The sequence below is a fragment of the Streptomyces sp. DT190 genome, assembly GCF_049846985.1.
Taxonomy (GTDB): domain Bacteria; phylum Actinomycetota; class Actinomycetes; order Streptomycetales; family Streptomycetaceae; genus Streptomyces.
Genome location: NZ_JBNCNM010000035.1, coordinates 41,031 through 62,729, shown reverse-complemented (window position 1 = coordinate 62,729; position 21,699 = coordinate 41,031). Strand labels below are relative to the sequence as shown.

21 protein-coding genes and 2 pseudogenes are annotated in these 21,699 nt (G+C 70.2%); 13 read left to right on the top strand and 10 right to left on the bottom strand.

What is annotated here, in order from left to right:
- Nucleotides 1-74: 74 nt before the first annotated feature.
- Together ACPXCS_RS37535 and ACPXCS_RS37530 are read right to left on the bottom strand one after the other, a co-directional pair.
- The gene (locus ACPXCS_RS37535) at nt 75-1,136 is read right to left on the bottom strand and encodes a phosphotransferase (RefSeq protein ID WP_425951867.1); all 1,062 of its coding nucleotides are present in this window, start codon (nt 1,134-1,136) and stop codon (nt 75-77) included.
- Between the two features lie 182 nt (nt 1,137-1,318).
- Nucleotides 1,319-1,945 (bottom strand): annotated as a pseudogene (locus ACPXCS_RS37530) (IS701 family transposase); the annotation flags it as partial.
- A gap of 553 nt (nt 1,946-2,498) precedes the next feature.
- Here ACPXCS_RS37530 and ACPXCS_RS37525 point away from each other — a divergent pair.
- Nucleotides 2,499-3,071 carry a TlpA family protein disulfide reductase gene (locus ACPXCS_RS37525; RefSeq protein WP_425951868.1) on the top strand — a complete coding sequence of 191 codons (573 nt, stop codon included), beginning with the start codon at nt 2,499-2,501 and terminating at the stop codon, nt 3,069-3,071.
- Nucleotides 3,068-3,841: a cytochrome c biogenesis CcdA family protein gene (locus tag ACPXCS_RS37520; protein WP_425951869.1), complete on the top strand. Its 774-nt coding sequence runs from the start codon at nt 3,068-3,070 to the stop codon at nt 3,839-3,841. The genes ACPXCS_RS37525 and ACPXCS_RS37520 overlap by 4 nt, the downstream gene beginning before the upstream one ends.
- Nucleotides 3,842-3,965: 124 nt before the next feature.
- On the opposite strand, the gene ACPXCS_RS37515 is transcribed toward ACPXCS_RS37520, so the two are convergent.
- A complete protein-coding gene (locus ACPXCS_RS37515; protein WP_425951870.1) occupies nt 3,966-4,352 on the bottom strand; it encodes a DegT/DnrJ/EryC1/StrS family aminotransferase in 387 nt (128 codons plus the stop codon).
- Between the two features lie 181 nt (nt 4,353-4,533).
- On the opposite strand from ACPXCS_RS37515, the gene ACPXCS_RS37510 reads away from it, so the two are divergent.
- From ACPXCS_RS37510 to ACPXCS_RS37480, 7 genes are all read left to right on the top strand, one after another.
- Nucleotides 4,534-4,740 (top strand): hypothetical protein, encoded by a 207-nt coding sequence (locus tag ACPXCS_RS37510; protein ID WP_425951871.1) that lies wholly within the window; start codon nt 4,534-4,536, stop codon nt 4,738-4,740.
- 15 nt (nt 4,741-4,755) lie between these two features.
- Nucleotides 4,756-5,013, top strand: coding sequence for a hypothetical protein (locus tag ACPXCS_RS37505; protein WP_425951872.1), 258 nt, complete (start codon nt 4,756-4,758; stop codon nt 5,011-5,013).
- Between the two features lie 128 nt (nt 5,014-5,141).
- Nucleotides 5,142-5,597 (top strand): hypothetical protein, encoded by a 456-nt coding sequence (locus ACPXCS_RS37500; protein WP_425951873.1) that lies wholly within the window; start codon nt 5,142-5,144, stop codon nt 5,595-5,597.
- A 17-nt stretch (nt 5,598-5,614) separates the two neighbouring features.
- The gene (gene lnt, locus ACPXCS_RS37495) at nt 5,615-7,195 is read left to right on the top strand and encodes an apolipoprotein N-acyltransferase (RefSeq protein WP_425951874.1); all 1,581 of its coding nucleotides are present in this window, start codon (nt 5,615-5,617) and stop codon (nt 7,193-7,195) included.
- Between the two features lie 18 nt (nt 7,196-7,213).
- Nucleotides 7,214-8,077 (top strand): prolipoprotein diacylglyceryl transferase, encoded by an 864-nt coding sequence (gene lgt, locus ACPXCS_RS37490; RefSeq protein ID WP_425951875.1) that lies wholly within the window; start codon nt 7,214-7,216, stop codon nt 8,075-8,077.
- The gene (locus tag ACPXCS_RS37485; RefSeq protein WP_425951876.1) at nt 8,074-8,322 is read left to right on the top strand and encodes a hypothetical protein; all 249 of its coding nucleotides are present in this window, start codon (nt 8,074-8,076) and stop codon (nt 8,320-8,322) included. The genes lgt and ACPXCS_RS37485 overlap by 4 nt, the downstream gene beginning before the upstream one ends.
- Before the next feature lie 809 nt (nt 8,323-9,131).
- Nucleotides 9,132-10,733: a peptide chain release factor 3 gene (locus ACPXCS_RS37480; protein ID WP_425951877.1), complete on the top strand. Its 1,602-nt coding sequence runs from the start codon at nt 9,132-9,134 to the stop codon at nt 10,731-10,733.
- 263 nt (nt 10,734-10,996) lie between these two features.
- Here the strand turns inward: ACPXCS_RS37480 and ACPXCS_RS37475 are convergent, their stop codons facing one another.
- Both ACPXCS_RS37475 and ACPXCS_RS37470 read right to left on the bottom strand, forming a co-directional pair.
- Complete coding sequence (locus ACPXCS_RS37475) at nt 10,997-11,317, bottom strand: metal-sensitive transcriptional regulator (RefSeq protein ID WP_425951878.1); 321 nt, start codon at nt 11,315-11,317, stop codon at nt 10,997-10,999.
- 836 nt (nt 11,318-12,153) lie between these two features.
- Nucleotides 12,154-12,633, bottom strand: a complete 480-nt coding sequence (locus ACPXCS_RS37470; protein WP_425951879.1) for a general stress protein — start codon at nt 12,631-12,633, stop codon at nt 12,154-12,156.
- Between the two features lie 397 nt (nt 12,634-13,030).
- On the opposite strand from ACPXCS_RS37470, the gene ACPXCS_RS37465 reads away from it, so the two are divergent.
- The 4 genes from ACPXCS_RS37465 (at nt 13,031) to pspAB (ending at nt 15,647) form a co-directional block, all read left to right on the top strand.
- Nucleotides 13,031-13,807: a PspA/IM30 family protein gene (locus ACPXCS_RS37465; RefSeq protein ID WP_425951880.1), complete on the top strand. Its 777-nt coding sequence runs from the start codon at nt 13,031-13,033 to the stop codon at nt 13,805-13,807.
- On the top strand, nt 13,804-14,082 hold the full coding sequence (gene pspAA / locus ACPXCS_RS37460; protein ID WP_266552455.1) for a PspA-associated protein PspAA: 279 nt from the start codon (nt 13,804-13,806) through the stop codon (nt 14,080-14,082). The genes ACPXCS_RS37465 and pspAA overlap by 4 nt, the downstream gene beginning before the upstream one ends.
- A 5-nt stretch (nt 14,083-14,087) precedes the next feature.
- Complete coding sequence (gene htpX / locus ACPXCS_RS37455; protein ID WP_425951925.1) at nt 14,088-14,990, top strand: zinc metalloprotease HtpX; 903 nt, start codon at nt 14,088-14,090, stop codon at nt 14,988-14,990.
- A 78-nt stretch (nt 14,991-15,068) separates the two neighbouring features.
- The gene (gene pspAB / locus ACPXCS_RS37450) at nt 15,069-15,647 is read left to right on the top strand and encodes a PspA-associated protein PspAB (protein ID WP_425951881.1); all 579 of its coding nucleotides are present in this window, start codon (nt 15,069-15,071) and stop codon (nt 15,645-15,647) included.
- A 107-nt stretch (nt 15,648-15,754) separates the two neighbouring features.
- Here pspAB and ACPXCS_RS37445 read toward each other — a convergent pair whose 3' ends face one another.
- The 5 genes and pseudogenes from ACPXCS_RS37445 to ACPXCS_RS37425 form a co-directional block, all read right to left on the bottom strand.
- Nucleotides 15,755-16,075 carry a hypothetical protein gene (locus ACPXCS_RS37445; protein WP_425951882.1) on the bottom strand — a complete coding sequence of 107 codons (321 nt, stop codon included), beginning with the start codon at nt 16,073-16,075 and terminating at the stop codon, nt 15,755-15,757.
- A gap of 263 nt (nt 16,076-16,338) precedes the next feature.
- Nucleotides 16,339-17,940 (bottom strand): annotated as a pseudogene (locus ACPXCS_RS37440) (multicopper oxidase family protein).
- A 74-nt stretch (nt 17,941-18,014) separates the two neighbouring features.
- Nucleotides 18,015-18,440, bottom strand: coding sequence for a hypothetical protein (locus ACPXCS_RS37435; protein ID WP_425951883.1), 426 nt, complete (start codon nt 18,438-18,440; stop codon nt 18,015-18,017).
- 103 nt (nt 18,441-18,543) lie between these two features.
- Nucleotides 18,544-18,879, bottom strand: coding sequence for a metal-sensitive transcriptional regulator (locus ACPXCS_RS37430; protein ID WP_425951884.1), 336 nt, complete (start codon nt 18,877-18,879; stop codon nt 18,544-18,546).
- Nucleotides 18,876-21,698 carry a heavy metal translocating P-type ATPase gene (locus ACPXCS_RS37425; RefSeq protein WP_425951885.1) on the bottom strand — a complete coding sequence of 941 codons (2,823 nt, stop codon included), beginning with the start codon at nt 21,696-21,698 and terminating at the stop codon, nt 18,876-18,878. The genes ACPXCS_RS37430 and ACPXCS_RS37425 overlap by 4 nt, the downstream gene beginning before the upstream one ends.
- Nucleotide 21,699 lies beyond the last annotated feature (1 nt).

Genomic DNA, 21,699 nt, shown 5'->3' with positions numbered 1-21,699 from the left:
CCAGCCCACAAGTCACCCGATCCAGGACCCCGTTCGAACCAGACCGAGCGCACGACCGGATAGAGAACGGCCAGTCAGAGTCGGGCGGTGGCCCAGCGGAGCGACTCCCTGACGACGGGGTCGACGGTTACGGCTGTCCACCAGCGGCTGCGCCCGAAGCGTGGCGTCTTGCCGACGTTGCCCGCCACATGCCACAGCCAGGTCAGCAGGGGAAGCGCCGCCGGGTCGTCGGCGATGCGGTCCGGGTCCACCCCGGCGAGCGCGAGAAGTGTGCGGTCGGGATCAGGGAGTCGGCCGGTGCGCAGCGTGTCGGCTACCAGCTCACCCATCGAGCGCCCGGTCAGCGCGCTGCGGAGGGAGAGAACGAAGGTGTAAGCATCGATTTCGCACGGACCGTCCGCCTGGGCGTTCCCCCAGTCGAAGACTCCGGTGACCCGGATGGGCTTCTCGGAGAGCAGGACGTTGCCAGGGTAGTAGTCGCCGTGGGTCCAGCCCCGCGTCAGTTCTGCGCCCTCCAGTGCGGCATCCATGCGGTGCCGCAACGCATCGAGTGCCGCTGTGCCCTTCCATGGCCCGAAGGGCCGGACCTCCTTGGCGAGGATGGTCAGATGCGGTTCGGTTATGAGGCCGCCCCATTCTGTCGTCGGCATGTGACGTCCGGTGGCCTCCCGCAGTTCCGCCAGCAGGCAGAGGGCGGGGGCGGCTGCGCGGTATGGGGCCTTCGCGGAAGGCCCCATAAGATCGTCGCCCGGAACACCGGTAAGCATGGTCTGTGCGAGGGTCGGCGAGGGGCCATGAGGCCGGGGACCGACCGTTTGAGGCAGCAGGGCGCGCCAGGGTTCGAGTCGATCGTCGTCAGCGAGTTGCCGCAATATGTCCCACTCGCGGATGACGGAGGCCGCCGCCCTGTCGATTCTGGAGCGCTTGACCACGAGGTTCCCTGGGTCCCGTCGCAGCTGGAACACCAGGAGATTGCTCTTCAGGACGGTTGGACGCCGAACCACGGTGATGTCGCAGGGACCGGTGCCTCGCACCAGCCGCATGGCCCGTAGGTGGTCGTCCAGACCGCCAAGGGGTCGGGGAAAGCGCAGCGGCAGAAGGCCGAGAAGCGGGGCCAGCCGGTCGGCAAGGTTCATGGTCAGACCTCGACTGGATCGTCTGCATACGTAGATCCTGATATCTCCAATAATTATCCCAAAAGCATCACATTTGACATTCACTTCGAGAGCGGCACTCGCTCTCATTCGTCAGGGAAACCAGGGTGGGGCGATCTCGACGCTCGACCGCCCAGTAGCCGTGTGCTCTTCGTGAGGGTCTGGATGCGGCGCGGCCGCCCCTCCTGGCCGTAGGCCGAGTCGGCGGTCACCCAGGCGATCGGCAGCGCCGAGGCCAGTGCTCGCATGATGATGGCTTTTGCAAGGTCACCCTTGGTGGCGAACGCGCGCCCATCCGGGATCTTCGCCTGAGCGCAACCGTCCGGGTCGGAGGTCCAGGACACCGGCAGGTGCAGTTCCCGGTCCGCCGGCACCCGGCCTCTGGCGGTGCCGTAGGCGGCGAAGACGTCGATCTGGCGGTTCTCGGTGCGGCCGGTGGTGTCGGAGTGCTGTCGCTGCACCCCGGCCGAGACCGTGCTCTTCTTGCTGAACCTAGTGTCGTCGACAATCAGCGCCTCTGCCGGATCCCCAAACTTCTCGGCGACGTATCCGTGCAGGTCATCGCGGATCTCGTCCGGATCCCAGCAGGCACGGCTCAGCTGGTGCTGCAGCCCGGCGGGCGTGCGATGACCGGCATGCTCGGCCAGCTGCCAGCTGTTCTTGCGGCCCACCGGCCCGAGCAGGCTGTGGACGTAGGCCCGCATCCGTCGCCGCAGATCCACCCGCCCGAACCGGTGACCGACCCGCACCAGCAACTCTTCCTGCTCCGCCGACCAGACATCGGGCCGCACATCGTCATGCACGACAAACACGTCCGCTCGCCGCGCCCGAGGTCACGAAGTCCCGGCACCTGACACAGCATGAGCCAAGAACACTCGCGAACACTCCCCTGACCAGCAGGAATAGCGAACTGCAACTGGAGTACCAGGAGCCGGTCCTCTACCCAGCCACACTTCGGCGGTGTCGGCGGCCCGGTCCCCGCCGACGCGCAGCAGCCAACCGCTCTCCGGGCACGCGTCGACCGGCAAACGCCCGCGTGCGGGATACCGCTCGTCCTGGTTGCGCAGCTTCCACAGTGCGACGGCGTCGATACAGGTCGCCGGGCCTGTCACCAGAGGCGGGTACGCGACGCACGAACGGCCTCGGCCTCACCTGGGCCCCCGGCTGAATCACTCCGAAGGTGGACCCTAAGCTACTTAGCAGCTTCTGCCATATCCCGGTGAAGGAGAGACAGCCGTGGCCTCAACGGCACCCCACACACAGTCCGCTCCCGCGACGTCACCGGTGGACCGAGGCACCAGCCGGGCAGGGGCGAGCTCTCGAATGCGGCGACAGGCTGCGGGCGTGGTCGCGGCCGCTCTGCTGCTCGCCGCCTGCGGGACGAGTACGACGTCCGGCTCGCCGGACTCCGAGAAGGCGGGCGCCTCCAGCACCCAGGAGGGCCTCACCGAGTACCCGGCAGGCAAACGGCCCGTGGCTCCCATGCTCAGCGGCGAGACGATCACCGGCGACCAGTTGGACCTGGTCGATCTGCGCGGCAACGTGATCGTGCTCAACGTGTGGGGATCCTGGTGCGCGCCGTGCCGAGCCGAGGCACCCGACCTGAAGAAGGTGTCCCAGGAGACCCGTGACGTCGGCGTGCGGTTCGTCGGCATCAACACACGGGACAACGACGCGGCGGCGACGGCCTTCGAGCGGAACCACGGCATCACGTACCCCAGCTTCCGCGACCCGGACGGCAAGCTCCTCCTGGGCTTCGACGGACGCATCCCGCTGTCCGCGGTGCCCAGCTCCGTGATCATCGACCGTGAGGGACGAATCGCCGCCCGCATCATCGGCCGGACCACGTACACGACCCTGAGCGAGCTGGTGAAGGATCTCGCCGCGGAGAAGACCGGCGGAGGTACGGACAAGTGACGGTGGCCGCCGCTGTCGGCGAAACGGTTCTGGCCGGCCCGCTCTCCGTCGCCCTCCTGCTGGCACTTGCCGCTGGAGCGCTCTCGTTCTTCTCGCCCTGCTGCCTCCCCCTGGTCCCGGGGTACCTGTCGTACGTCGCCGGGATGTCCGGCGCGGGTGCGACCGATGCGGGGCGGCGCGGTACGAGATGGCGGGTTCTGGTCGGCTGCCTGCTGTTCGTGGGCGGTTTCGCCGTGGTCTTCACCAGCTACGGGGCGCTGTTCGGTGGTGCGGGCGCCGTGCTGGTGGCGCACCAGCGCACGCTCGGCATCGTGCTGGGCTCGCTCACCATCGTGCTAGGCCTGGTCTTCGCCGGGCTGCTCGACAAGCTGCCGCTGGCCGGTTTCAGCTGGCGGCCCTCGGTCCGGCCCGGCGCGGGCCTCGCGGGCGCACCGCTGCTCGGCGCCCTCTTCGCGATCGGCTGGACGCCGTGCATCGGCCCCACACTCGCGGCCGTCCTTTCCCTGGCTGCGGACAGTGCGAGCGCCGGGCGCGGAGCCGTGCTCTCGTTCACGTACAGCCTGGGCCTCGGGCTTCCCTTCCTGCTCGCGGCCGCGTCGTTCGACGGCGTGATGCGACGCTTCACCTGGGCACGGCGGCACGCGCGGGCGATGATGCGATGCGGCGGAGTGCTACTGGTGGTTGTGGGGGTCATGCAAGTGACCGGCTGGTGGGGGCAGCTCATCGCTCAGTTCCAGACGCTCATCACAGGCTTCCAGCTCCCGCTGTGATCCGCCCGTGGCACTGGGAGCAGGCAGGTTCTCCGGCCCGGTGACGAGCCCGCGCGGGCGAACTGCCCTCAGCACTGGAAGCGACCTCGCCGAGGCGGCCGGGAGTCACACCCGCGGCAACGGGTCACGGAGGGCCGCGCGGCTCCAACAGCCCATCACGCAGGTGCTCGATCGCCTTGCGGTCTTCTGGATCCTCCAGCGCCGGAAATTCGCCACCGGTCGCCCCTCGCATGCTTGCCCAGGCTGAAAGCCGCAGCTCTCCGAAGGTGCCGATCGGGCGCTCTCCCACCGGCCTACCGATCGCGTGTGCCGCGTCCTCAAGGAGGGGGACGCCTATGCGGTCGCATCGAGTGCGCAGTTCGTCCGCGTCGTCCGGCATGCCGTAGATATGAGTCGTCAGCACCGCCCGGACGTCTATGTTCCCGTTTCGAGGGTCTACGGGCGCCATGACGGGACGTAGCCCCACCGCCAGCACGACGAACACCATCACGTCGTCGTTGACCGGCGACAATCAGCACCCTTCCACTCGCCTCCGGCCTGTACGCGAACGCCCGGCAATCGACCTCGTCGCCCGCGCCGTAGTCGATTCCACTCCCCCCTATCCAGAGACACTCTTGGCAACAGATCCAACACACTGTGCGATCGTAGATAGAGCGGGTTCGATGAGCCTCGCAGCCCACCGGGAGGCCCTCATGCCTCAGTCCCTGTATCCGTTGCTGCTCCTGGCCTGCCCGATCGGCATGGGCCTGTTGGTGTGGTTCATGACGCGTGGAGGGCTGCACTCATCACGGCGAAGCAGCTCCGTCGGCTCACCCGTGGCGCACTTCGAGCTGGACGCGCTGCGCAAGGAAGTCGTCGAGCTGCGCGTCGCGCAGAAGGACACACGCGAAACCTCGTGAACTGGGCCTTGCCCCATGGCCGCGACAGCGATATTGATCGGCGCCCTGCTTCTCGCCGCGATCTACTACGACATAGCCCGGCTGGTCAGCACACACCAGAGCCGGTACCCGCCACTGGCCCGCTTCAGGGGCAGGCGCGCGGCGCTCGAGGATGAGGAGCGGTGGTGCGCCGGCCTGCTGCTGCACGGACGGATCGACACACGCTCCTACCAACGACGCATGACGGGCCTCGCCCACGGCCATCGCGTCGTCGAACCTCGACCCCACCACTGATCCAGCCCCATTGTTACTAATCCTCTTAGTGACTTAGCATGACTGTCAGCCGCCGACCGGAGGCAGCTGTCAAGCTCCCCGGTTTGTTGTGTCGTCCGGTCGGCGGTCCGATCCCGAGGAGGAGCCCCATGCGCACCTGGCCCGCCCGCAGGTGGATTGCGGCAGCAGCGGTCACGGTGATCGCCGCACTCGTCATCGGCGTGCCGACGGGCGTGGTGCCGACTCCCTTCTACACGCGGATGACTCCGGTGCTGTGGTGGAACTACCCGGTGTGGCTGATCAGTTCCGTGCTGGAGGGGCTCCTGGTCGCCACGTACGTCCGTATCGGCCCGGCCGACGTCCCCGCGTCCGGGCCACCCGAGCGCCCCCGTACCGTTCGCGCCCTCGGCGCCGGACTGCTGTCGGCCTTCGCGGTCGGCTGTCCGATCTGCAACAAGCTCGTGGTGCTGGCCATCGGCGTCAGCGGCGCCCTGACGTTCTTCGCGCCGGTGCAGCCGGTGCTCGCCGTGGCTTCGGTGGCACTGCTCGTCCATGCGCTGGTCCGGCGGCTGCGCGCCGCGAACGTCTGCGCAGTGCCTTCGTGAGGGCCGGTCCGCCCCGCGTGGCCCGCCCCAGTGCGGCCACGCTCCGTTCCTGGGCGGCGGCCTTCTCCGGTGGGCTGCTCCTCTACGCCTCGTTCCCGCCGGTCGGGTGGTGGTTCCTGGCCCCGCTCGGCCCGGCCCTGCTGATCATGGCCGTGCGCGGACGGCGCGCCCGGTCCGCCTTCGCCGCCGGCGGGATCTTCGGCATCGCCTTCCTCGCCCCGCTGATCGTCTGGCTGGCGAACCTCGGGCTGGTCCCGTGGCTCACCCTCACGGCGATCCAGGCCCTGGTCTTCGCGCTCGCCGCGCTGCCGCTGCCCCGCTTGATCGCGCTGCCGGGCTGGCCCTTGTACACCGCCGCGTGGTGGGTGGCCCTGGAGGCGGTACGCGGCCGGGCTCCGCTCGGCGGCTTCCCCTGGGGTCGGCTGGCCTTCGGGCAAGCGGATGCCCCCTATGCCGGCTGGGCCGCAGTCGGCGGCGGTCCAGCCCTCTCCTTCGCCGTCGCACTCCTGGGATCGCTGCTGGTGTACGGCCTGACGGAGTGGCGCGGCGGCCGCCGACAGGCCAGCACGGCCGTATGTTTCGGCGTGGCCGTCCTGATCGCGACACCGCTCGCCCTCCCCGGCCCCGGGACATCCGGGACGAGCGCCACGGTTGCCGTCGTCCAGGGCAACGTCGAACGCGAGCGCACGCTGGAGGAGCAGGCCCGGGTGCGCAACGTCGCACAGAACCACGCCCGCGAGACCAAGGCCCTGGCCGACGCCGTACGCCGCGGCGAGGTCCCGCGTCCGGATGTCGTCCTGTGGCCGGAGAACTCCCTCGACGGCGATCCGGGACGCAATCCGGAGCTCGGCTCCCTGGTCGCCGACTCGGTGCGGGAACTGGACAGCCCCCTGCTGATCGGCGCCATTCTGGAAGCCCCCGGCGGCCGGGCGTACAACGCCGGCCAGCTGTGGCTGCCCGGCCAGGGCCCGGTCGCCTGGTACGCCAAGCGCCAGCTCGTCCCCTTCGGCGAGCACATCCCCGCGCGTTCGCTCCTCGGCGGCCTCGGCGCGCTCCAGCTCATCCCGCGCGACTTCCTGCCCGGTACTTCCACGGCCCCGCTGGAGGCCGGGCGGGTGTGGCTCGGTGACGTGATCTGCTATGAGATCGCTTACGACGACCGGGTCCGGGACACCGTACGGGCGGGCGCCAACCTCCTCGTCGTCCAGACGAACAACGCGACGTACGAGCGCGGCCTCCAGGCCGGGCAGTCCGAGCAGCAGCTGGCGATGGCCCGAATCCGCGCGATCGAGTACGGACGGGCGGTCGCGCTCGCCTCGACGAGCGGGGTGAGTGCCATCGTCGGGCCGGACGGGCAGGTCATGGACCGGCTGGGGACCTGGCGTGGCGGCCGTGTGGTGGAGCGGGTGCCGCTCGCTTCGGGGCTCACCCTCTCCGAGTGGCTCGGCGTGTGGCCCGAGGTGCTGCTGGGGGCGCCGGTTCTCGTCGGTCTGGCGCTCTCGCTGCGTCGCTCGCGGCGCGCCGCAGCCGCAGCCGCAGCTCAGGCGCCTGCTTCCATGCCCGAGCATGACCAACCATTTACTAAGCTACTTAGCTGAATCTCTTATAGTGCAGGTATGGAACTCGCCGCACTGCCCAGCCCCTCGACCGGAGTCCTGTACCTGGGCCCCGTCCCACTGAGGGCTTACGCTTTCTGCATCATCCTGGGCGTCTTCGTCGCCGTCTGGCTCGGCTCGCGCCGCTGGGTGGCCCGCGGCGGCAAGAAGGAGTCTGTCGCGGACATCGCCATCTGGGCGGTGCCCTTCGGGCTCGTCGGCGGCCGCCTCTACCACGTGATCACCAGCCCGGACGCGTACTTCGGTGCGGGCGGCGAGCCCATCAAGGCCCTGTACATCTGGGAGGGCGGCCTCGGTATCTGGGGCGCCATCGCGCTGGGCGGCGTCGGCGCGTGGATCGGGTGCCGACGGCACGGGGTTCCGTTCCCCGCGTACGCGGACGCGGTCGCGCCCGGCATCGCGCTCGCACAGGCCATCGGCCGGTGGGGCAACTGGTTCAACCAGGAGCTCTTCGGGCGCCCGACCTCCCTCCCCTGGGGTCTGGAGATCTCTCCGGACAAGCGACCTGAGGGCTACGCGGACGTGGCGACGTTCCATCCCACCTTCCTCTACGAGTCGCTGTGGGACGTCGGCGTCGCGGTGCTGGTCGTCTGGGCGGGCGCGCGCTTCGCGCTCGGGCACGGGCGGACCTTCGCGCTCTACGTGGCCGCGTACACCGTCGGCCGGTTCTGGATCGAGTACCTGCGGATCGACGAGGCACAGCACTTCCTGGGGCTCCGGCTGAACAACTGGACCTCGATCGTGGCGTTCGCCGGCGCCGTGGCCTACCTGGTGATCTCGGCCCGGCGGCGCCCGGGTGTGGAGGACATCTCGGCGAGCGACGGCGGGGCGGACGCCCCCCAAGCGGAGAAGGCGAGCGCATGACTGGCAACAGTATCAAGCACAACAGGACCAAGATCGGGAAAGTGCACACGCGGTCCGTGCCGAACAGGATCTTCGGATGGTCCCTGTTCTGGCTGAGCCTGGTGGTCATCGTGGTGAACTGGGTCGAGGAGTTCAGCGAGCTGGAGGTGCTCCCTGGCGGTCACTCCTTCTTCTATCTGGGAGGCGGCGTCGTGGGGGCGGCCATCGGGCTGTGGAGGGCCGGCGTGATGGACGCCAAGTCGTAGGCGCCTCTCCCCACCGAGCCTGGTCCTGGCCATCCCGACGCGCCGGTGCACCGGCTGCCCGAGCAGGTGGCTGGCTGCGTGGACGGGTCGGCACGCCGCCAAGGTGCGGGCCATCCTGCGCGGAGGTGGGGCCCGTCCAGCGCGGTCGATATCGCGGCTGCGCCTTCACTGGTCCCCAGTACCCAAGCAGCCTCCCCGGCGAAGTGACTCGGGATCGGCACTGATCGGCTCGCATGTAGAGCGGCTCCGCCGCGGTACCTCCAGCCCGGCGAGCATTCTGCCCTCGCCCTGAAGGGCACCACCCCGGACGGCGAGCAGGGTGCGGCTCCAAGAACTGGCCGCACGCGCCGTGCGCACCACGTACGTCCTGGACGATCCTGGACGAGCAGGGGCTCGTGGCCGCCATGTCCATCGGCGCCCTCATCTACTGGGACCTACACGCTGTGATCAAGGACATCGCCGCCAAGAAGGTGTGACCGCCGGCACCGCACCGATCTGCGGATCAGATGCGGTCAGGCCGTGGACCAGCAGGCTGGGCACCATGGAACATGGAGCAAGGCACCCGGCGAGGAAACGCCTGCCCCAAGCCCTCGACTTCCGTTCGAGCAGGGGACACCCGATCCGGAGACCGACGAGCAGGCACGAGGAACTGATTGCATGAGGAACGTACCGGGTCGAGGCTGCTGCACGGCGCGAAGACCCGCACCGGGAGCCGACGCCGACGGACGGCGCCGGCCACTCTCCGTACGGCCGCATCGCCTGGCTCATGACGCCGTCGCGGCTGCCTGTGCCGGCGCGGAGCCGGTGCGGTGATCCCGGACAGCAACGGGGCGGCGGCCCATGAGGCGGCACGGCGGCGCACCTTCGCGGTGATCAGCCATCCCGACGCGGGCAAGTCGACCCTCACCGAGGCCCTCGCGCTGCACGCCCACGCCATCACCAGGGCGGGCGCGGTGCACGGGAAGGCCGGGCGGCGTCGGGTGGCCTCGGACTGGATGGAGATGGAGAAGGCCCGCGGCATCTCGGTCACCGCCGCCGTGCTGCAGTTCGCGCACAGCGGGTGCGTGCTCAACCTGCTGGACACGCCCGGCCACGCCGACTTCTCCGAAGACACCTATCGCGTCCTGGCCGCGGTGGACTGCGCAGTGATGCTCATTGACGCGGCCAAGGGCCTGGAGGAGCAGACCCGCAAGCTCTTCGACGTCTGCCGCCACCGCGGCATCCCCGTGATCACGTTCGTCAACAAGTGGGACCGGCCCGGGCAAGAGGCGCTGCGGCTGCTGGACGAGATCGAGCGCGAGTTCCGCCTCAGGCCCACCCCGGTCACCTGGCCGGTCGGCGACGCCGGGAATCTGCGCGGCCTGATCGAGGTACGAACACCCGGGCGGATGCTGCGCTACACCCGCGCCCTGGGCGGCGCCCAGGAGGCCGTCGAGGAGGCGATCACTGCCGAGCGGGCGGCGGCCGAGGAGGGCACGGACTGGCAGCAGGCAGTGGAGGAGCTGGAGTTGTTGCGGGCCGCCGGCGCCACGCACGACCAGGAGGCGTTCCTGGCGGGCCGGACCACGCCCGTGTTCTTCGGCGCGGCCATATCCAACATCGGCGTACGGCTGCTGCTGGACGCAGTCGTCGGCCTTGCCCCGCCCCCGGGGCCCCGGGAACTGGCGGGCGGCGGCACCCGCCCCGTCGAGGCGCCGTTCGCGGGCCTGGTGTTCAAGGTGCAGGCGAACATGGACCGCGCCCACCGCGACCGTATCGCTTTCGTAAGGGTGTGTTCCGGCGTCTTCGAGCGCGGTATGACCCTCACGCGCGCCGCCACCGGAAGACCGTTCGCCACCAAGTACGCGCACAGCCTCTTCGGCCATGACCGCTCCACCGTCGACGTCGCCTACCCCGGCGACGTGGTCGGCCTGGTCAACGCCCACGCTCTGCGGGTGGGCGACACCCTCTACGCGGACCAGGCCGCCGTCTTCCCGCCCATCCCCTCCTTCGCGCCCGAGCACTTCGCCGTCGCCCGGCCCGTCGACATCAGCCGCTCCAAGCAGTTCCGGCGGAGCATCGCCCAACTGGACGAGGAGGGCGTGGTGCAGGTGCTCGTCTCCGATCTGCGCGGCGGCCAAGCCCCGGTCCTGGCCGCGGTCGGCCCGCTGCAGTTCGAGGTCGTCACCGCCAGGATGGCGGGCGAGTTCTCCGCCCCGGTCAGGCTGGAACCGCTGCCGTACCGCCTCGCACTGGCCACCGACGTGGCCGGCGCCGAAGCGCTGGGCCGCTCCCGGATCAGGGGCGAGGCACTCACTCGCGTCCGCGACAACGCCCGGCTCGCCCTCTTCCGCAGCCGCTGGCAGGCCGACTTCCTCCAGCGTGAATTCCCCGGTGTCCGTTTGGACCACCTCATCGCGGCTTACGACTGACGCGCCGCCGTCCTGGTCCGGGCGCTCACCGGCACCGCCGCCCTGCCGGCCGCCTCGCCGCCACCAGGACGTCGATACGGCCGAGCTGGATGATGAGTTCGAGGGCGAGCGTGGTGTAGGCAGCTCGGCCTTGGTCTCGCGCTGGCCGGGATCACGTACGGCCATCCGGTCACCCTGGTCACCGACCCGGGCATGGATCCCCTGGGCGCGGGTCCACACCTCTGACACATCGGCCCGACTGCGGGGGAGCCCGCCCGCCCACGTCAGATCCGTGTCATCCGGCGCATACCGAGGGCGAGTTCATCGAGCTTTGCCTCGGCCTCGTCGGGGTCCGAGCGGGCGGCGGTCAGTACGCAGTTCCTGGTGTGGTCGTCGAGCAGGCCCAGGGCGACCTCTTGCAGGGCCCGGCTGACGGCGCCGATCTGGGTGAGGACGTCGATGCAGTACCGGCCTTCCTCGACCATGCGTGTCACCCCGCGCACCTGCCCCTCGATCTTGTGCAGCCGGGACAGGTGATCGGCCTTCTGGCCGTGGTAGCCGGGTGGTTCGGACACCCGCGGAACGCGGCCGGGGGCTGTGGTCATCGCCGTGCGCCTCCTCTCCGTCTGCGCGTGTACGAGGACTGGGGATTCAATCGTCACCCGGCATACCCCCACCGCGTAGGGGCCTGCTGTCCCGTCTGCGGGGCCGACAGGCCCCTGTGCGCGGCACAGTCCGCGACCGGAAAGTGGCGGTGACCACGCACCTGACGCGCGGCTCGTGGGTCTGGGACCGCGCGGCCGGTCCCCTGAGGAGATGAGGACGACTACATCTGCCTGGAGCACAGGGCGCACCACGCGATCGGGGCCGCTCGCCGTGCCCCCGCTCATGACGATCCGCTACGACACCCGGAGGTGGTCACCGACGGTGTCGGCATGGCCGCCTCGTACTGGCCTCGTCCCTGTCCTCCCTCGTCCGCAGCCATCACGCTCGGCTGGATCGAGCCGTCTCGGCGGGAGACAGGTGACCGGCCCACGACCGCACAGAAAACCATGCCCCGGTGACCGGCTCTCCTTCCCGTTCAGGTGGCACAGGGCCGTTCGACCCACTACTAAGGGACCTTAGAATGGCCGCCGTCTTCTACGACATCGCCCGGCTGGTGACGCCAAGCGAAAGCCGCTTCCCGCCGTTGGCCCGGATCAGGGGCCGGCGCGCCGCATTGGAGAGCGCCGATGGTGGCTCGTCGGGCTGCGGCTCCACGGCCGGGTCGACGCGGCCACCTACCGGGCAAGGATGCACAGCCTCGCTCTAGGAGAGCGCACCCCGAGGAGGACGTGAGCGAGTGAGTCCGGGACGGCTGAGGGGCAGAGCCGTCGAGCACGTGGAGTCTGGCCGACCGGTGGCGAGGCCCTTGCGAGAGACAAGCAAGGCCGTGGGCAGGTCACTCTTCGCGCCAGGCGAGTTTGATCAGCAGGTTCTTGGCCTCCTCGGCGACCTCGGCGTCGGCAACCACGTCGTAGCGGGCGGCCACGATCTGGCTGCGGGAAGAGAAGTCGCGGTGGCCTCCGCTAAGGGCGTGACCGGCGAACCCGAAGACCGCGCCGAAGACGGCGCCGTAGGCCAGTCCGCTCAGCATCAGTACCAGGGCGTGGTGGTTGCCGGCTGCGAACACCGACAGCAGCAGCCCGACCAGCAGCCCGAACCAGGCGCCGGTGCCGGCCCCCGCCAGGGCGGCCCGGCCGCGGGTGAGGCGGCCGAGGACGGTCTCGACCATGCGGAGGTCCGAACCGATGATCGCGGTGCGTTCCACCGGGAATCTGGTGTCGGACAGGAAATCGACCGCGCGCTGAGCGCCGGTGTAGGTCGGGTACGAGCCGACGACCGGACGATCGACCTCTGCAGTAGGTGGGTGCTGGGTCATCGAAGGACTCCCCTCGTCACAAGCAGCCTGCGCCCGTGCCACCTCTCGTGCAACGCACGCTGCCGTGGGTGAGCGCATGGGGGCGCAAGTACAGGTCGGCGACGTCGAGGTTCTGCAGCATGCGGGCCCGAACAGGCTGCTGGCCGCCGAGCAGGAAACTCTGCACAGCGGTACTGGTCGGCTTCGTCGAGCCTGCTCCCGGGATGCGGACCCGGTGCAGGGCCCAACCGGCCCCGAGTGGGGACCGCTGCTCCCTACCCTGCTGGGTATCGCGGGGCGAGGATGGCTGGGAACACCAGGGATCGCGGTTGCGGCCCGGCCCGCCGGGCCGGAGCCTGAAGGTGTCCGTCGAGTGGCCTGGCTGATTCCTCACCCCCGTCGAGAGGAGGCGGCCGTTATGAGCAGCATCGCTCACCGCATAGCCGCCCTGTTCCGGATCAAGGCGAACAAGGCCCTGGACAAGGCCGAGGACCCCCGCGAGGTCCTGGACTACTCCTACGAGCAGCAGCTCCAGATGTTGCAGAAGGTGCGGCGCGGCGTGGCCGATGTGGCCACCAGCCGCAAACGGCTCGACTTGCAGATCAGCCAGTTGCAGCAGTCCGGCGGCAAGCTGGAGGGACAGGCCCAGCAGGCACTGGCCGCCGGGCGCGAGGATCTCGCCCGTGAAGCCCTGACCCGGCGCACCGCCGTGGCCTCCCAGATCACCGACCTGCAGACCCAGCAGGCGTCGCTGCAGGACCAGGAGGAGAAGCTCACCGTCGCTTCGCAGCGGCTGCAGGCGAAGGTCGACAGCTTCCGCACCCGCAAGGAGACGATCAAGGCCACCTATACCGCGGCCGAGGCGCAGACCCGTATCACCGAGGCCGTCACCGGCATCGGTGAGGAGATGGGCGATGTGGGTCTGGCCATGCAGCGGGCCCAGGACAAGACCGAGCAGTTGCAGGCCCGCGCCGGAGCGCTGGATGAGTTGCTGGCCTCCGGCGCGCTGGAGGACGCCACTCTGCCGGCCGGCCGTGACGACATCCAGGCCGAACTCGAACGCGTCACCGCAGGCAGCGACGTGGACAAGGAACTGGCCATGATGAAGGCGCGGCTCCCGGCGGCTTCCACTCCGCCGGCCGTGGAGGGCGGCGGGGCCAGGCAGGCACCGCCGGATCAGGAGGCAACGTCATGATCATGCGGATTCTCGGCGAGGGCCAGTACGAGATCACCGAAGAGCACCTGGACCGGCTCAACGAGCTGGACGCGGCGCTGCAGTCGGCCGCCGACGCGGGCGACGAGGCCGCGTTCACCGCCGCCCTGTCAGCCCTGCTGGACGCAGTACGCAGCCTCGGCACACCACTGCCGGACGAAAGGATCACACCGTCCGACCTGGTGCTGCCCGATGCGGACACCAGCCTCACGCAGGTACGCGAACTGCTCTCCGACGAGGGCCTGATCCCGGGGTGATGACGATGCGCAGCCGCTTCGAGCCCGACCGGCAGCTGACCGCCCGCATGGCGGTCACGATGTTCCTGCTCGGGCTGGTGTACGTGGCGTTCATCGCCGCGCTGATCGTGCTGCTCAAGTCCGTCGTCCTGGTGGTCGTCATCGCCGCCGCCCTGCTCGTCGCGCAGTTCTGGTTCTCCGACCGGATCGCCCTGTACGCCATGCACGGCCGCCTCGTCAGCCGCGAGGAACAGCCCGAGCTGCACGGCGTCATCGACCGGCTCTGCGCCACCGCGGACGTGCCCAAACCCCGGGTGGCCATCTCCGAGATGGACCTGCCCAACGCGTTCGCCACCGGCCGCAACGCCGACCACGCCGTCGTGTGCGTGACCACCGGACTACTGCGCCGCCTGGAGACCGAGGAACTCGAAGGCGTCCTCGCCCACGAGCTCTCCCATGTCGCACACCGCGACGTCGCGGTGATCACCATCGCCTCGTTCCTGGGCGTGATCGCCGGACTCATCGTCCGCTTCGCCTTCTACTCCCAGCTGTTCGGCGGACGCAACCGCGACCAGAACACCGCCGCCCTGCTCGCCATCGTCATGGCGGTCTCCGCCCTCGTGTACGCCCTCAGCTTCCTGCTCATTCGTGCCCTGTCCCGCTACCGCGAGCTGGCCGCCGACCGCGCCGCGGCCATGCTCACCGGGAAACCCTCGGTACTGGCCTCGGCGCTGACCAAGGTCAGCGGCGACATCGCCCGCATTCCCACCCAGGATCTGCGCACCGCCCAGGCGTTCAACGCGTTCTTCTTCACCCCCGCGCTCGGACCCGGCACGGCGGTCGCCAACCTGTTCTCCACCCACCCCAGCCTGGAACGCCGCCTGGAGGCGCTCGCAGCCATCTCAGTGGAACTGGGCGAGGCGGCATGACCACCCACCACCGCCCCGGCCGCCCGCCCCGGCGCATCCCGCCCGAACCGGGCCCGGGCAGAAGGAGCTGACGGCCCCATGGGTTTCCTGGACGCCCTGCTCGGCCGGACCAAGCCGGTCAAACCCGACCTGGACCAGCTCTTCGGCCTGCCCTCGGCCGCCATCACCCTCCAGGCCGCGTCCGGCTTCACCCCGACCGGAGCGGGCTCGGTGTGCTTCGCCGCCATCGAGGGCGGGGCATTCGCCCAAGTCCAGCAAGACGTACGGGCCCTGCTGGACGCGGACTCCGAACGGTCCGGCGTGCCGGTGGAGTTCAGCCGTGACACCTACGGCTACTCATGGCTGCTCTCCCGTCGCGACCCCGGCGACCTGCCCGCCCTCGTGAGCGACCTGCACGCGGTGAACACCGCCCTGCAGGACAGCGGCTTCGGCCCGCAACTCCTGTGCTCCCTGGTCACGTTCCACGACGCCGAGCTGCGCCCCCTCGCGCTGGTCTACCTCTACAAGCGCGGCACCTTCTACCCGTTCGCTCCGCTGCCCGGCCAGAAGCGCGACAACCCGCTGGAACTCCAGGTCAAGGCCACGGTCACGGACGACCTGCGCGTCGAGGAGGACCTGACCCGCTGGTTCCCGCTCTGGGGCGCCCCCGGCCTGTGACCCAGCGGCCACCTTCTGACGAGTGCGCCTGGGCGGCGCTGCGGCCCTCTCCAGCCAACGCGAACTCCGAAGGGAGCGCCCAAGGGAAGTGTGGAGGGACGTGTCGCTCAGTGCGGGGAGGCGTCGACGGCCGTGAGGGCCCGTCGCAACTGACCGGCGTCGGGCGCGCCGGCAAGGCCCTGGGCGGTGCGGTAGACCCGGCAGGCCAGCCCTGGCGGGCGGCCGGGCTCGGTGAACAGGTCGCGCCCGTCGACGAGGATGGTCGGGGAGCCGGTGAAGCCGTCGCGCTCGGCCTCGGTCTGGTCGGCGATCACGCGCGTGGTGAACCCGGTCTCGCGTAGCCCGATGTCGTCGAGCGCCTGCCGCAGTCGGTCGGCGACGGTCTGCTCGTTGGGGCAGCCGGGCACGACCAGGACTTCGATCTCCATGCCTTCAGGATCGCGCGCCTGCGGGCCGCGGGGAAGCCGAAGGTCCTGCGTTCACCGAGGCGCTGTGGCGCACTGCGTTTCATCCGGAACGGGAAGGATCCACCGGCCGACGGCAGCGACGTCCACTTTCACACCGGTTCAATGAGCTGCCTCTCGCGGTTCCAGGGCGTGGCGCCACCGCTCGGGCACATCCCTCGGCCGCATCCCCCCGGAACGGCGGTGGGGTGGCACGCAGGCACTCCGCATGCCACCCCACCCCGAGGTCACGCCTGGTAAGCCACGATTGCCATCATCCCGGCCTCGCCGTGGTAGGCGTTGTGGCAATGCAGCATCCCACCGGCCCGGATTGTCGCCATCGAAGAAGACGGACAGCTTCTTCTTCGGCGGGACGATCGCGGTGTCCTTGCGCGGGCCCGAGTCGCCGAGCTGGTAGGTGTGGCCGTGCAGGTGCATCGGGTGCCACATGGTGGTGTCGTTGATGAAGTCCAGCCGCACCCGCTGGCCCTCCTCCATCAGGATCGGGTTCGCATCCGGGTGGGCCATGTCGAAGGGCTTGCCGTTGATGGCCCAGTTGTAGTGCATCATGCCGCCAGTGAGCTTGATCTGGTGCGTGACGTCGGTCCTGGCGGACTGCAAGCGCACGTCGTCGGCCGCCCGGAGCCGGGACGCGGTCATGATCAGGCCGTCGAGTTCCTTCGGCCGTACGGACGCTGACGGTGCCCGGCCGGAACCTGTACGGACCAGCGCCAGGCCCCCGGTGTTCTTACCCTCGGCCGCGGCGACCAGGGGGAAGACACCGTCGCCGAGGGTGACCAGGACGTCGTAGCGTTCGCCCATACCGATGAGCAGGGCGTCCACCTGCTGGTGCTGGACCGGGAAGCCGTCAGTGTGGGTAATGGTCAACTGGTGGCCGCCGAGCCCGACCCGGTAGGCGGTGTCGGAGCCGGCGTTGATGATCCGCAGGCGTACCTTGCGGCCGGGCTTGCCGGTGTAGACGTCCGGGTCGGCCGGGATGCGTCCGTTGACCAGGTGGTACGGGTACTTCACATCACCGGCGTCGCCGCCGAGCAGGTCGCTCTCGGCGCCCATGAGCATGACCCTCGACGACATACCGCCCGACGAGGAGGACGGGGACGGGGACGCCGCGTCCTCATCCGTGTCCCCCATGCTGTGCATGTCGTGGCCCTCCATGCCCGAGCCGGAGGCGCCGCCCATGTCCACGCCGCCCATGCCCTGCCTGAGCTCGGCGAAGACCTCGTCGGGGGTACCGCTGACGCCGTCGACCCAGTCATCGAGGACGACGACCCATTCATCGTCGTACGCCATCGGCTCGCGCGGGTCCTCCACGATCAGCGGCGCGTACAGCCCGCGGTCGAGCTGGACGCCGACGTGCGGGTGGAAGAAGTACGTGCCGGGGGCGTCGGCGATGAAGCGGTACGTGAAAGTGCTCCCGGCCCGCACTGCGGTCTGGGTGGCGGACGGTACGCCGTCCATGTCGTTGCTCAGCGCGATACCGTGCCAGTGGATCGAGGTGGTGGTCTTGGCCGGCAACTGGTTGGACAGCTCGGCCACCAGGGTGTCCCCGGTGGAGAGAGCCGGACCTCCCTGCCCGGCGTCCGGCCCTCGAAGGCCCAGGTCTTGGTCCTGACGCCGCCGCCCAGGTCGAGCATGGCGGGCGCCGCGGTCAGGGGGATCTTGTGCTCCCTGCCGGTGCCGCCCCGCTTTTTCTCGGCGGCGGCGACGGCGGAGCCGGAAGGGCTGACCAGGGCGGGGGCGGTGCTGGTGGTGCTGCAGGCGGCGAGCGCGCCCGCGCCGGCTGCGCCGAGTCCGGCGAGCAGGACGGAGCGGCGGTTGATGCTGTTCACGATGTGAGTCCTCTTGTTCGAGCTGCAGGTGGGTCGCGGACGCAAGACGGCACACGAGGTGCCGTGGGCGCGGCCTAGATGCGCAGCTGGGAGAGGACCGACAGGTCAGGTGGCGCGCGGCCGATGGTCCCGGCGGACACCGGGCCGGATCGGGCCTGGAACGGGTTTGCCGACTGCCCGGCAAGCCCCTGCGGCGGCACAGCGAGCTTGATCACCTCGACGCTCGCAGTGGTGCAGTGCTGCATGCCCGCGGTGGCGCAGGCGCTGTGCGGAGAACTGTGCGCGGACGCACTCGCGCCGGGCACGTCCGTGTGACCGGCAGCGGAATTCATCGGCATCGCGCTGGCGGGCGAGGACGCCATGCCCGGCATGCGGGGCGGCGGGCGCGGAGGTGACGCGGCGGTCTCGTGGTGGACCAGCACGGCCAGCGCGGCGCACAGGGCGATGACGGCGCCGCGCGCCCAGCGCACGGCGCCCGCGCGGGCTGACTGTGTCGCCATCGCCTCCACCCGGACTTCTACTTTCCGAGTCCCGTGGGTGGGAGCTCGCCGCCCACTCAATATACCCCCGTGGGGTTTGTCCGGCTTGGGACCGCGGAGGCGGTCACAGGCGCAGTGTGCGGCGCAGGGCGAGGGCGAGTTCGCCGAGCTTGGCCTCGCCCGCGGCCGGGTCCGAGCGGGCGGCGTCGGTCACGCAGTGCCGGACATGGTCGTCGAGCAGGCCGAGTGCGACTTCCTGCAGGGCTCGGGTGACGGCGCTGATCTGGGTGAGGACGTCGATGCAGTACCGGTCGTCGTCGACCATGCGGGTCACCCCGCGCACTTGGCCTTCGATCTTGTGCAGCCGGGTGAGATGGTCGGACTTGTGGTCGGCGTAGCCGTGCGGGGCCGCGCCCGGTGCCGGGTCCGGAGTACCTGCGGGGCCGGAGATGGTGGTCACCTGGTCTCATCTCCTCGCGGCGTGCCGTGCGCAGCCGATGCCCGGTAGCGGTCCGGGTCGGCGCAGAAGGCGGCAGCGCACCCGGCGGAGCAGAAGTAGTACCACTCTGCGTCCATCACGTGACGCTCCGCTGCGGTCTCCGGGTTGATCTGCATGCCGCACACCGGGTCGGTGACAGCGGTGGCGGACTCGTGCTGATGGTCGTGGCTGGGGCGCTTGTCGCTCGCTTCGCCCTCCGGTGTGGTGGCGGACTGGGGCGCGTGATCGGCCGGTGTCTCCGTCCGCGGCTCGGCCCCTGGTTCGACTGCTGCCGCTGCGGCGGGCGGCAGCGGGCTGGTGTGCCAGCGCCGCAGGCGGGAAGCGTTGGTGACCACCGACAGCGAGCTGAGCGCCATGGCGGCGGCGGCGATGATCGGGCTGAGGCGGATGCCCCACACCGGGAACAGGGCTCCTGCGGCGAGGGGCACGCCGACGGCGTTGTAGACGAGTGCGAAGAACAGGTTCTGCCGGATGTTGCGCATGGTGGCCCGCGAGAGCCGGATGGCGGTGACGACTCCGGTCAGGGAGCCGGAGATCAGGGTGATGTCGGCGGCCTCGATCGCCACGTCGGTGCCGGTGCCGATCGCCAGCCCGACGTCGGCGGCGGCGAGGGCCGGGGCGTCGTTGATGCCGTCGCCGACCATGCCCACCGTGCGGCCCTCGCCCTGCAGGCGGCGGATCTCATCCGCCTTGTGCTCGGGGAGCACCTCGGCCAGGACACGGTCCACGCCGACCTGGGCGGCGATCGCGGCGGCGGTACGGGCGTTGTCGCCGGTGAGGATGACCACGTCGAGGCCGAGCCGTTGCAGGGCTGCGATGGCCTGGGTGGAGTCGTCCTTGACGGTGTCGGCGACGGCGAGCACTCCGGCCGCGCGGCCGTCGACGGCCGCGAGTACGGCAGTCTTGCCCTGGGCGGACAGTTCGGCCGCGACCGGGGCCAGCGCGGTGGTGTCGATGCCGGCGTCGGAGAGGAGCCTGGCGGTGCCGACCAGGACGGCACGGCCGTCGACGGTGGCCTGTACGCCCTTGCCGGTGACCGAGTCGAAGCCGCCCGCCGCACCCAGGGCGAGGCCGCGCTCCCGGGCCCCGGCGACGATCGCCGCCGCGAGCGGGTGCTCGCTGTCCGCCTCGGCGCTTGCGACCAGGGCCAGCAGTTCGTTCTCCTGGAAGGCTTCGGCCGTGTGCACGTCGGTGAGCACGGGCTTCCCGGCGGTGACGGTGCCGGTCTTGTCCAGCACCACGGTGTCCAGCTTGTGGGCGGTCTCCAGGGCTTCGGCGGAGCGGATCAGGATGCCGGCCTGGGCGCCCTTGCCGGTGCCGACCATGACCGACAGCGGGGTGGCCAGGCCCAGGGCGCACGGGCAGGCGATGATCAGAACGGCGACTGCGGAGACCAGCGCGAGGGTGAGTGCCGGTGCTGGTCCCACCGTGTACCAGAGCGCGAAGGTGGCGATGGCGATGGCGATGACGGCGGGCACGAAGTAGGCGGAGACCGCGTCGGCGAGCCGCTGGATGGGGGCCTTGGACGCCTGGGCCTGCTGCACCAGGCGGACGATCTGCGCGAGCATGGTGTCGGCGCCGACCTTGCTCGCGCGTACCCGCAAGGATCCGGTGCCGTTGACCGTGGCGCCGATGACGGTGTCCCCGGCGCGTTTGGTGACCGGCATTGGCTCGCCGGTGACCATCGACTCGTCCACCGCCGAGGAACCCGACAGCACCTCCGCGTCGACCGGCACCTTCTCCCCGGGCCGGATCAGCACCTCATCGCCGACCGTCACGTCCTCCACCGGAATCTCGGTCTCCGTGCCGTCGCGGATCACGCGGGCGGTGCGGGCCTGCAGCCCGAGCAGCGCGCGGATGGCCTCACCGGTGCCGGCCTTGGCGCGCGCCTCCAGCAGCCTGCCGAGTAGGATCAGAGTGAGGATCACCCCGACCGCCTCGAAGTACACCTCGCGCACGTTCTCGGGCAGCAGGGTGGGGGCGAGCGTGACGATCAGGCTGTACCCGTACGCGGCCGTGGTACCCAGCGTGATGAGGGAGTTCATGTCCGCGCCGCGGTGGCGCAAGGTGAGCCAGCCGGTCGAGTGGATCGGCCAGCCGGTATAGAGCATCACCGGGGTGATCAGCACGAGTTGCAGCCAGTGGTTCAGCAGCCAGCCAGGCACCCAGTCGGCGCCGAAGAGTTCGTGCGCCATGACGGCGAAGAGCACCGGGGCGGTCAGCACAGCGCCGAGGGCGACCCGCCGGGTGAGGTCGGCGATCTCCGCGCGGCGCTCGGCGGACTCCGCGGCCTCCGCCTCGGCTGCCGCGGCCTCGCCGCCCGGCAAACTGCCGGCCGGCCCATCCGCGCTCGTGGTGGCAGCCGTTGTCCGGCTTCCACCGTCCGAGGCGGCATCCGTGGCACTGGCCGGTTCGACCAGCAGCGTGCCGTGGATCATGTTCATCCCGCACGCGAAGCCGAACGAACCGGCCCGATCCGGGCTGAGGTGCACGGTGGTACGCGCGTACGCCGGCAGCCCGGCGCTGACCCGCAGGTCGGGGAAGACGACCCGGGAGGTGCACTCCCCGCTCTCCTGCCGGTCGAAGACCAGCTCCACCGGCACCCCCTGGCGGACCTTGATGACGTCGGGGCTGTAGCCGCCCCGCACGGTCACCTCGACCCGCTGCATCCCGCCCTCGATCAGCGCGGTGCGGGCCCTGCGCGGGCCGAAGAAGAACCAGCCCAGACCAGCGATCAGCACGGCCGCGAAGACCACCACGACGACATCGGCAACATTCATG

Excerpts from the sequence above, each read along its gene's own strand:
- ACPXCS_RS37535 (WP_425951867.1), bottom strand. The coding sequence starts at position 1,136 with ATGAACCTTGCCGACCGGCTGGCCCCGCTTCTCGGCCTTCTGCCGCTG.
- ACPXCS_RS37510 (WP_425951871.1), top strand. The coding sequence starts at position 4,534 with ATGCCTCAGTCCCTGTATCCGTTGCTGCTCCTGGCCTGCCCGATCGGC.
- ACPXCS_RS37505 (WP_425951872.1), top strand. The coding sequence starts at position 4,756 with ATGGCCGCGACAGCGATATTGATCGGCGCCCTGCTTCTCGCCGCGATC.
- ACPXCS_RS37500 (WP_425951873.1), top strand. The coding sequence starts at position 5,142 with ATGCGCACCTGGCCCGCCCGCAGGTGGATTGCGGCAGCAGCGGTCACG.
- lgt (WP_425951875.1), top strand. The coding sequence starts at position 7,214 with ATGGAACTCGCCGCACTGCCCAGCCCCTCGACCGGAGTCCTGTACCTG.
- ACPXCS_RS37485 (WP_425951876.1), top strand. The coding sequence starts at position 8,074 with ATGACTGGCAACAGTATCAAGCACAACAGGACCAAGATCGGGAAAGTG.
- ACPXCS_RS37475 (WP_425951878.1), bottom strand. The coding sequence starts at position 11,317 with ATGACCACAGCCCCCGGCCGCGTTCCGCGGGTGTCCGAACCACCCGGC.
- ACPXCS_RS37470 (WP_425951879.1), bottom strand. The coding sequence starts at position 12,633 with ATGACCCAGCACCCACCTACTGCAGAGGTCGATCGTCCGGTCGTCGGC.
- ACPXCS_RS37465 (WP_425951880.1), top strand. The coding sequence starts at position 13,031 with ATGAGCAGCATCGCTCACCGCATAGCCGCCCTGTTCCGGATCAAGGCG.
- pspAA (WP_266552455.1), top strand. The coding sequence starts at position 13,804 with ATGATCATGCGGATTCTCGGCGAGGGCCAGTACGAGATCACCGAAGAG.
- htpX (WP_425951925.1), top strand. The coding sequence starts at position 14,088 with ATGCGCAGCCGCTTCGAGCCCGACCGGCAGCTGACCGCCCGCATGGCG.
- pspAB (WP_425951881.1), top strand. The coding sequence starts at position 15,069 with ATGGGTTTCCTGGACGCCCTGCTCGGCCGGACCAAGCCGGTCAAACCC.
- ACPXCS_RS37445 (WP_425951882.1), bottom strand. The coding sequence starts at position 16,075 with ATGGAGATCGAAGTCCTGGTCGTGCCCGGCTGCCCCAACGAGCAGACC.
- ACPXCS_RS37435 (WP_425951883.1), bottom strand. The coding sequence starts at position 18,440 with ATGGCGACACAGTCAGCCCGCGCGGGCGCCGTGCGCTGGGCGCGCGGC.
- ACPXCS_RS37425 (WP_425951885.1), bottom strand. The coding sequence starts at position 21,698 with ATGAATGTTGCCGATGTCGTCGTGGTGGTCTTCGCGGCCGTGCTGATC.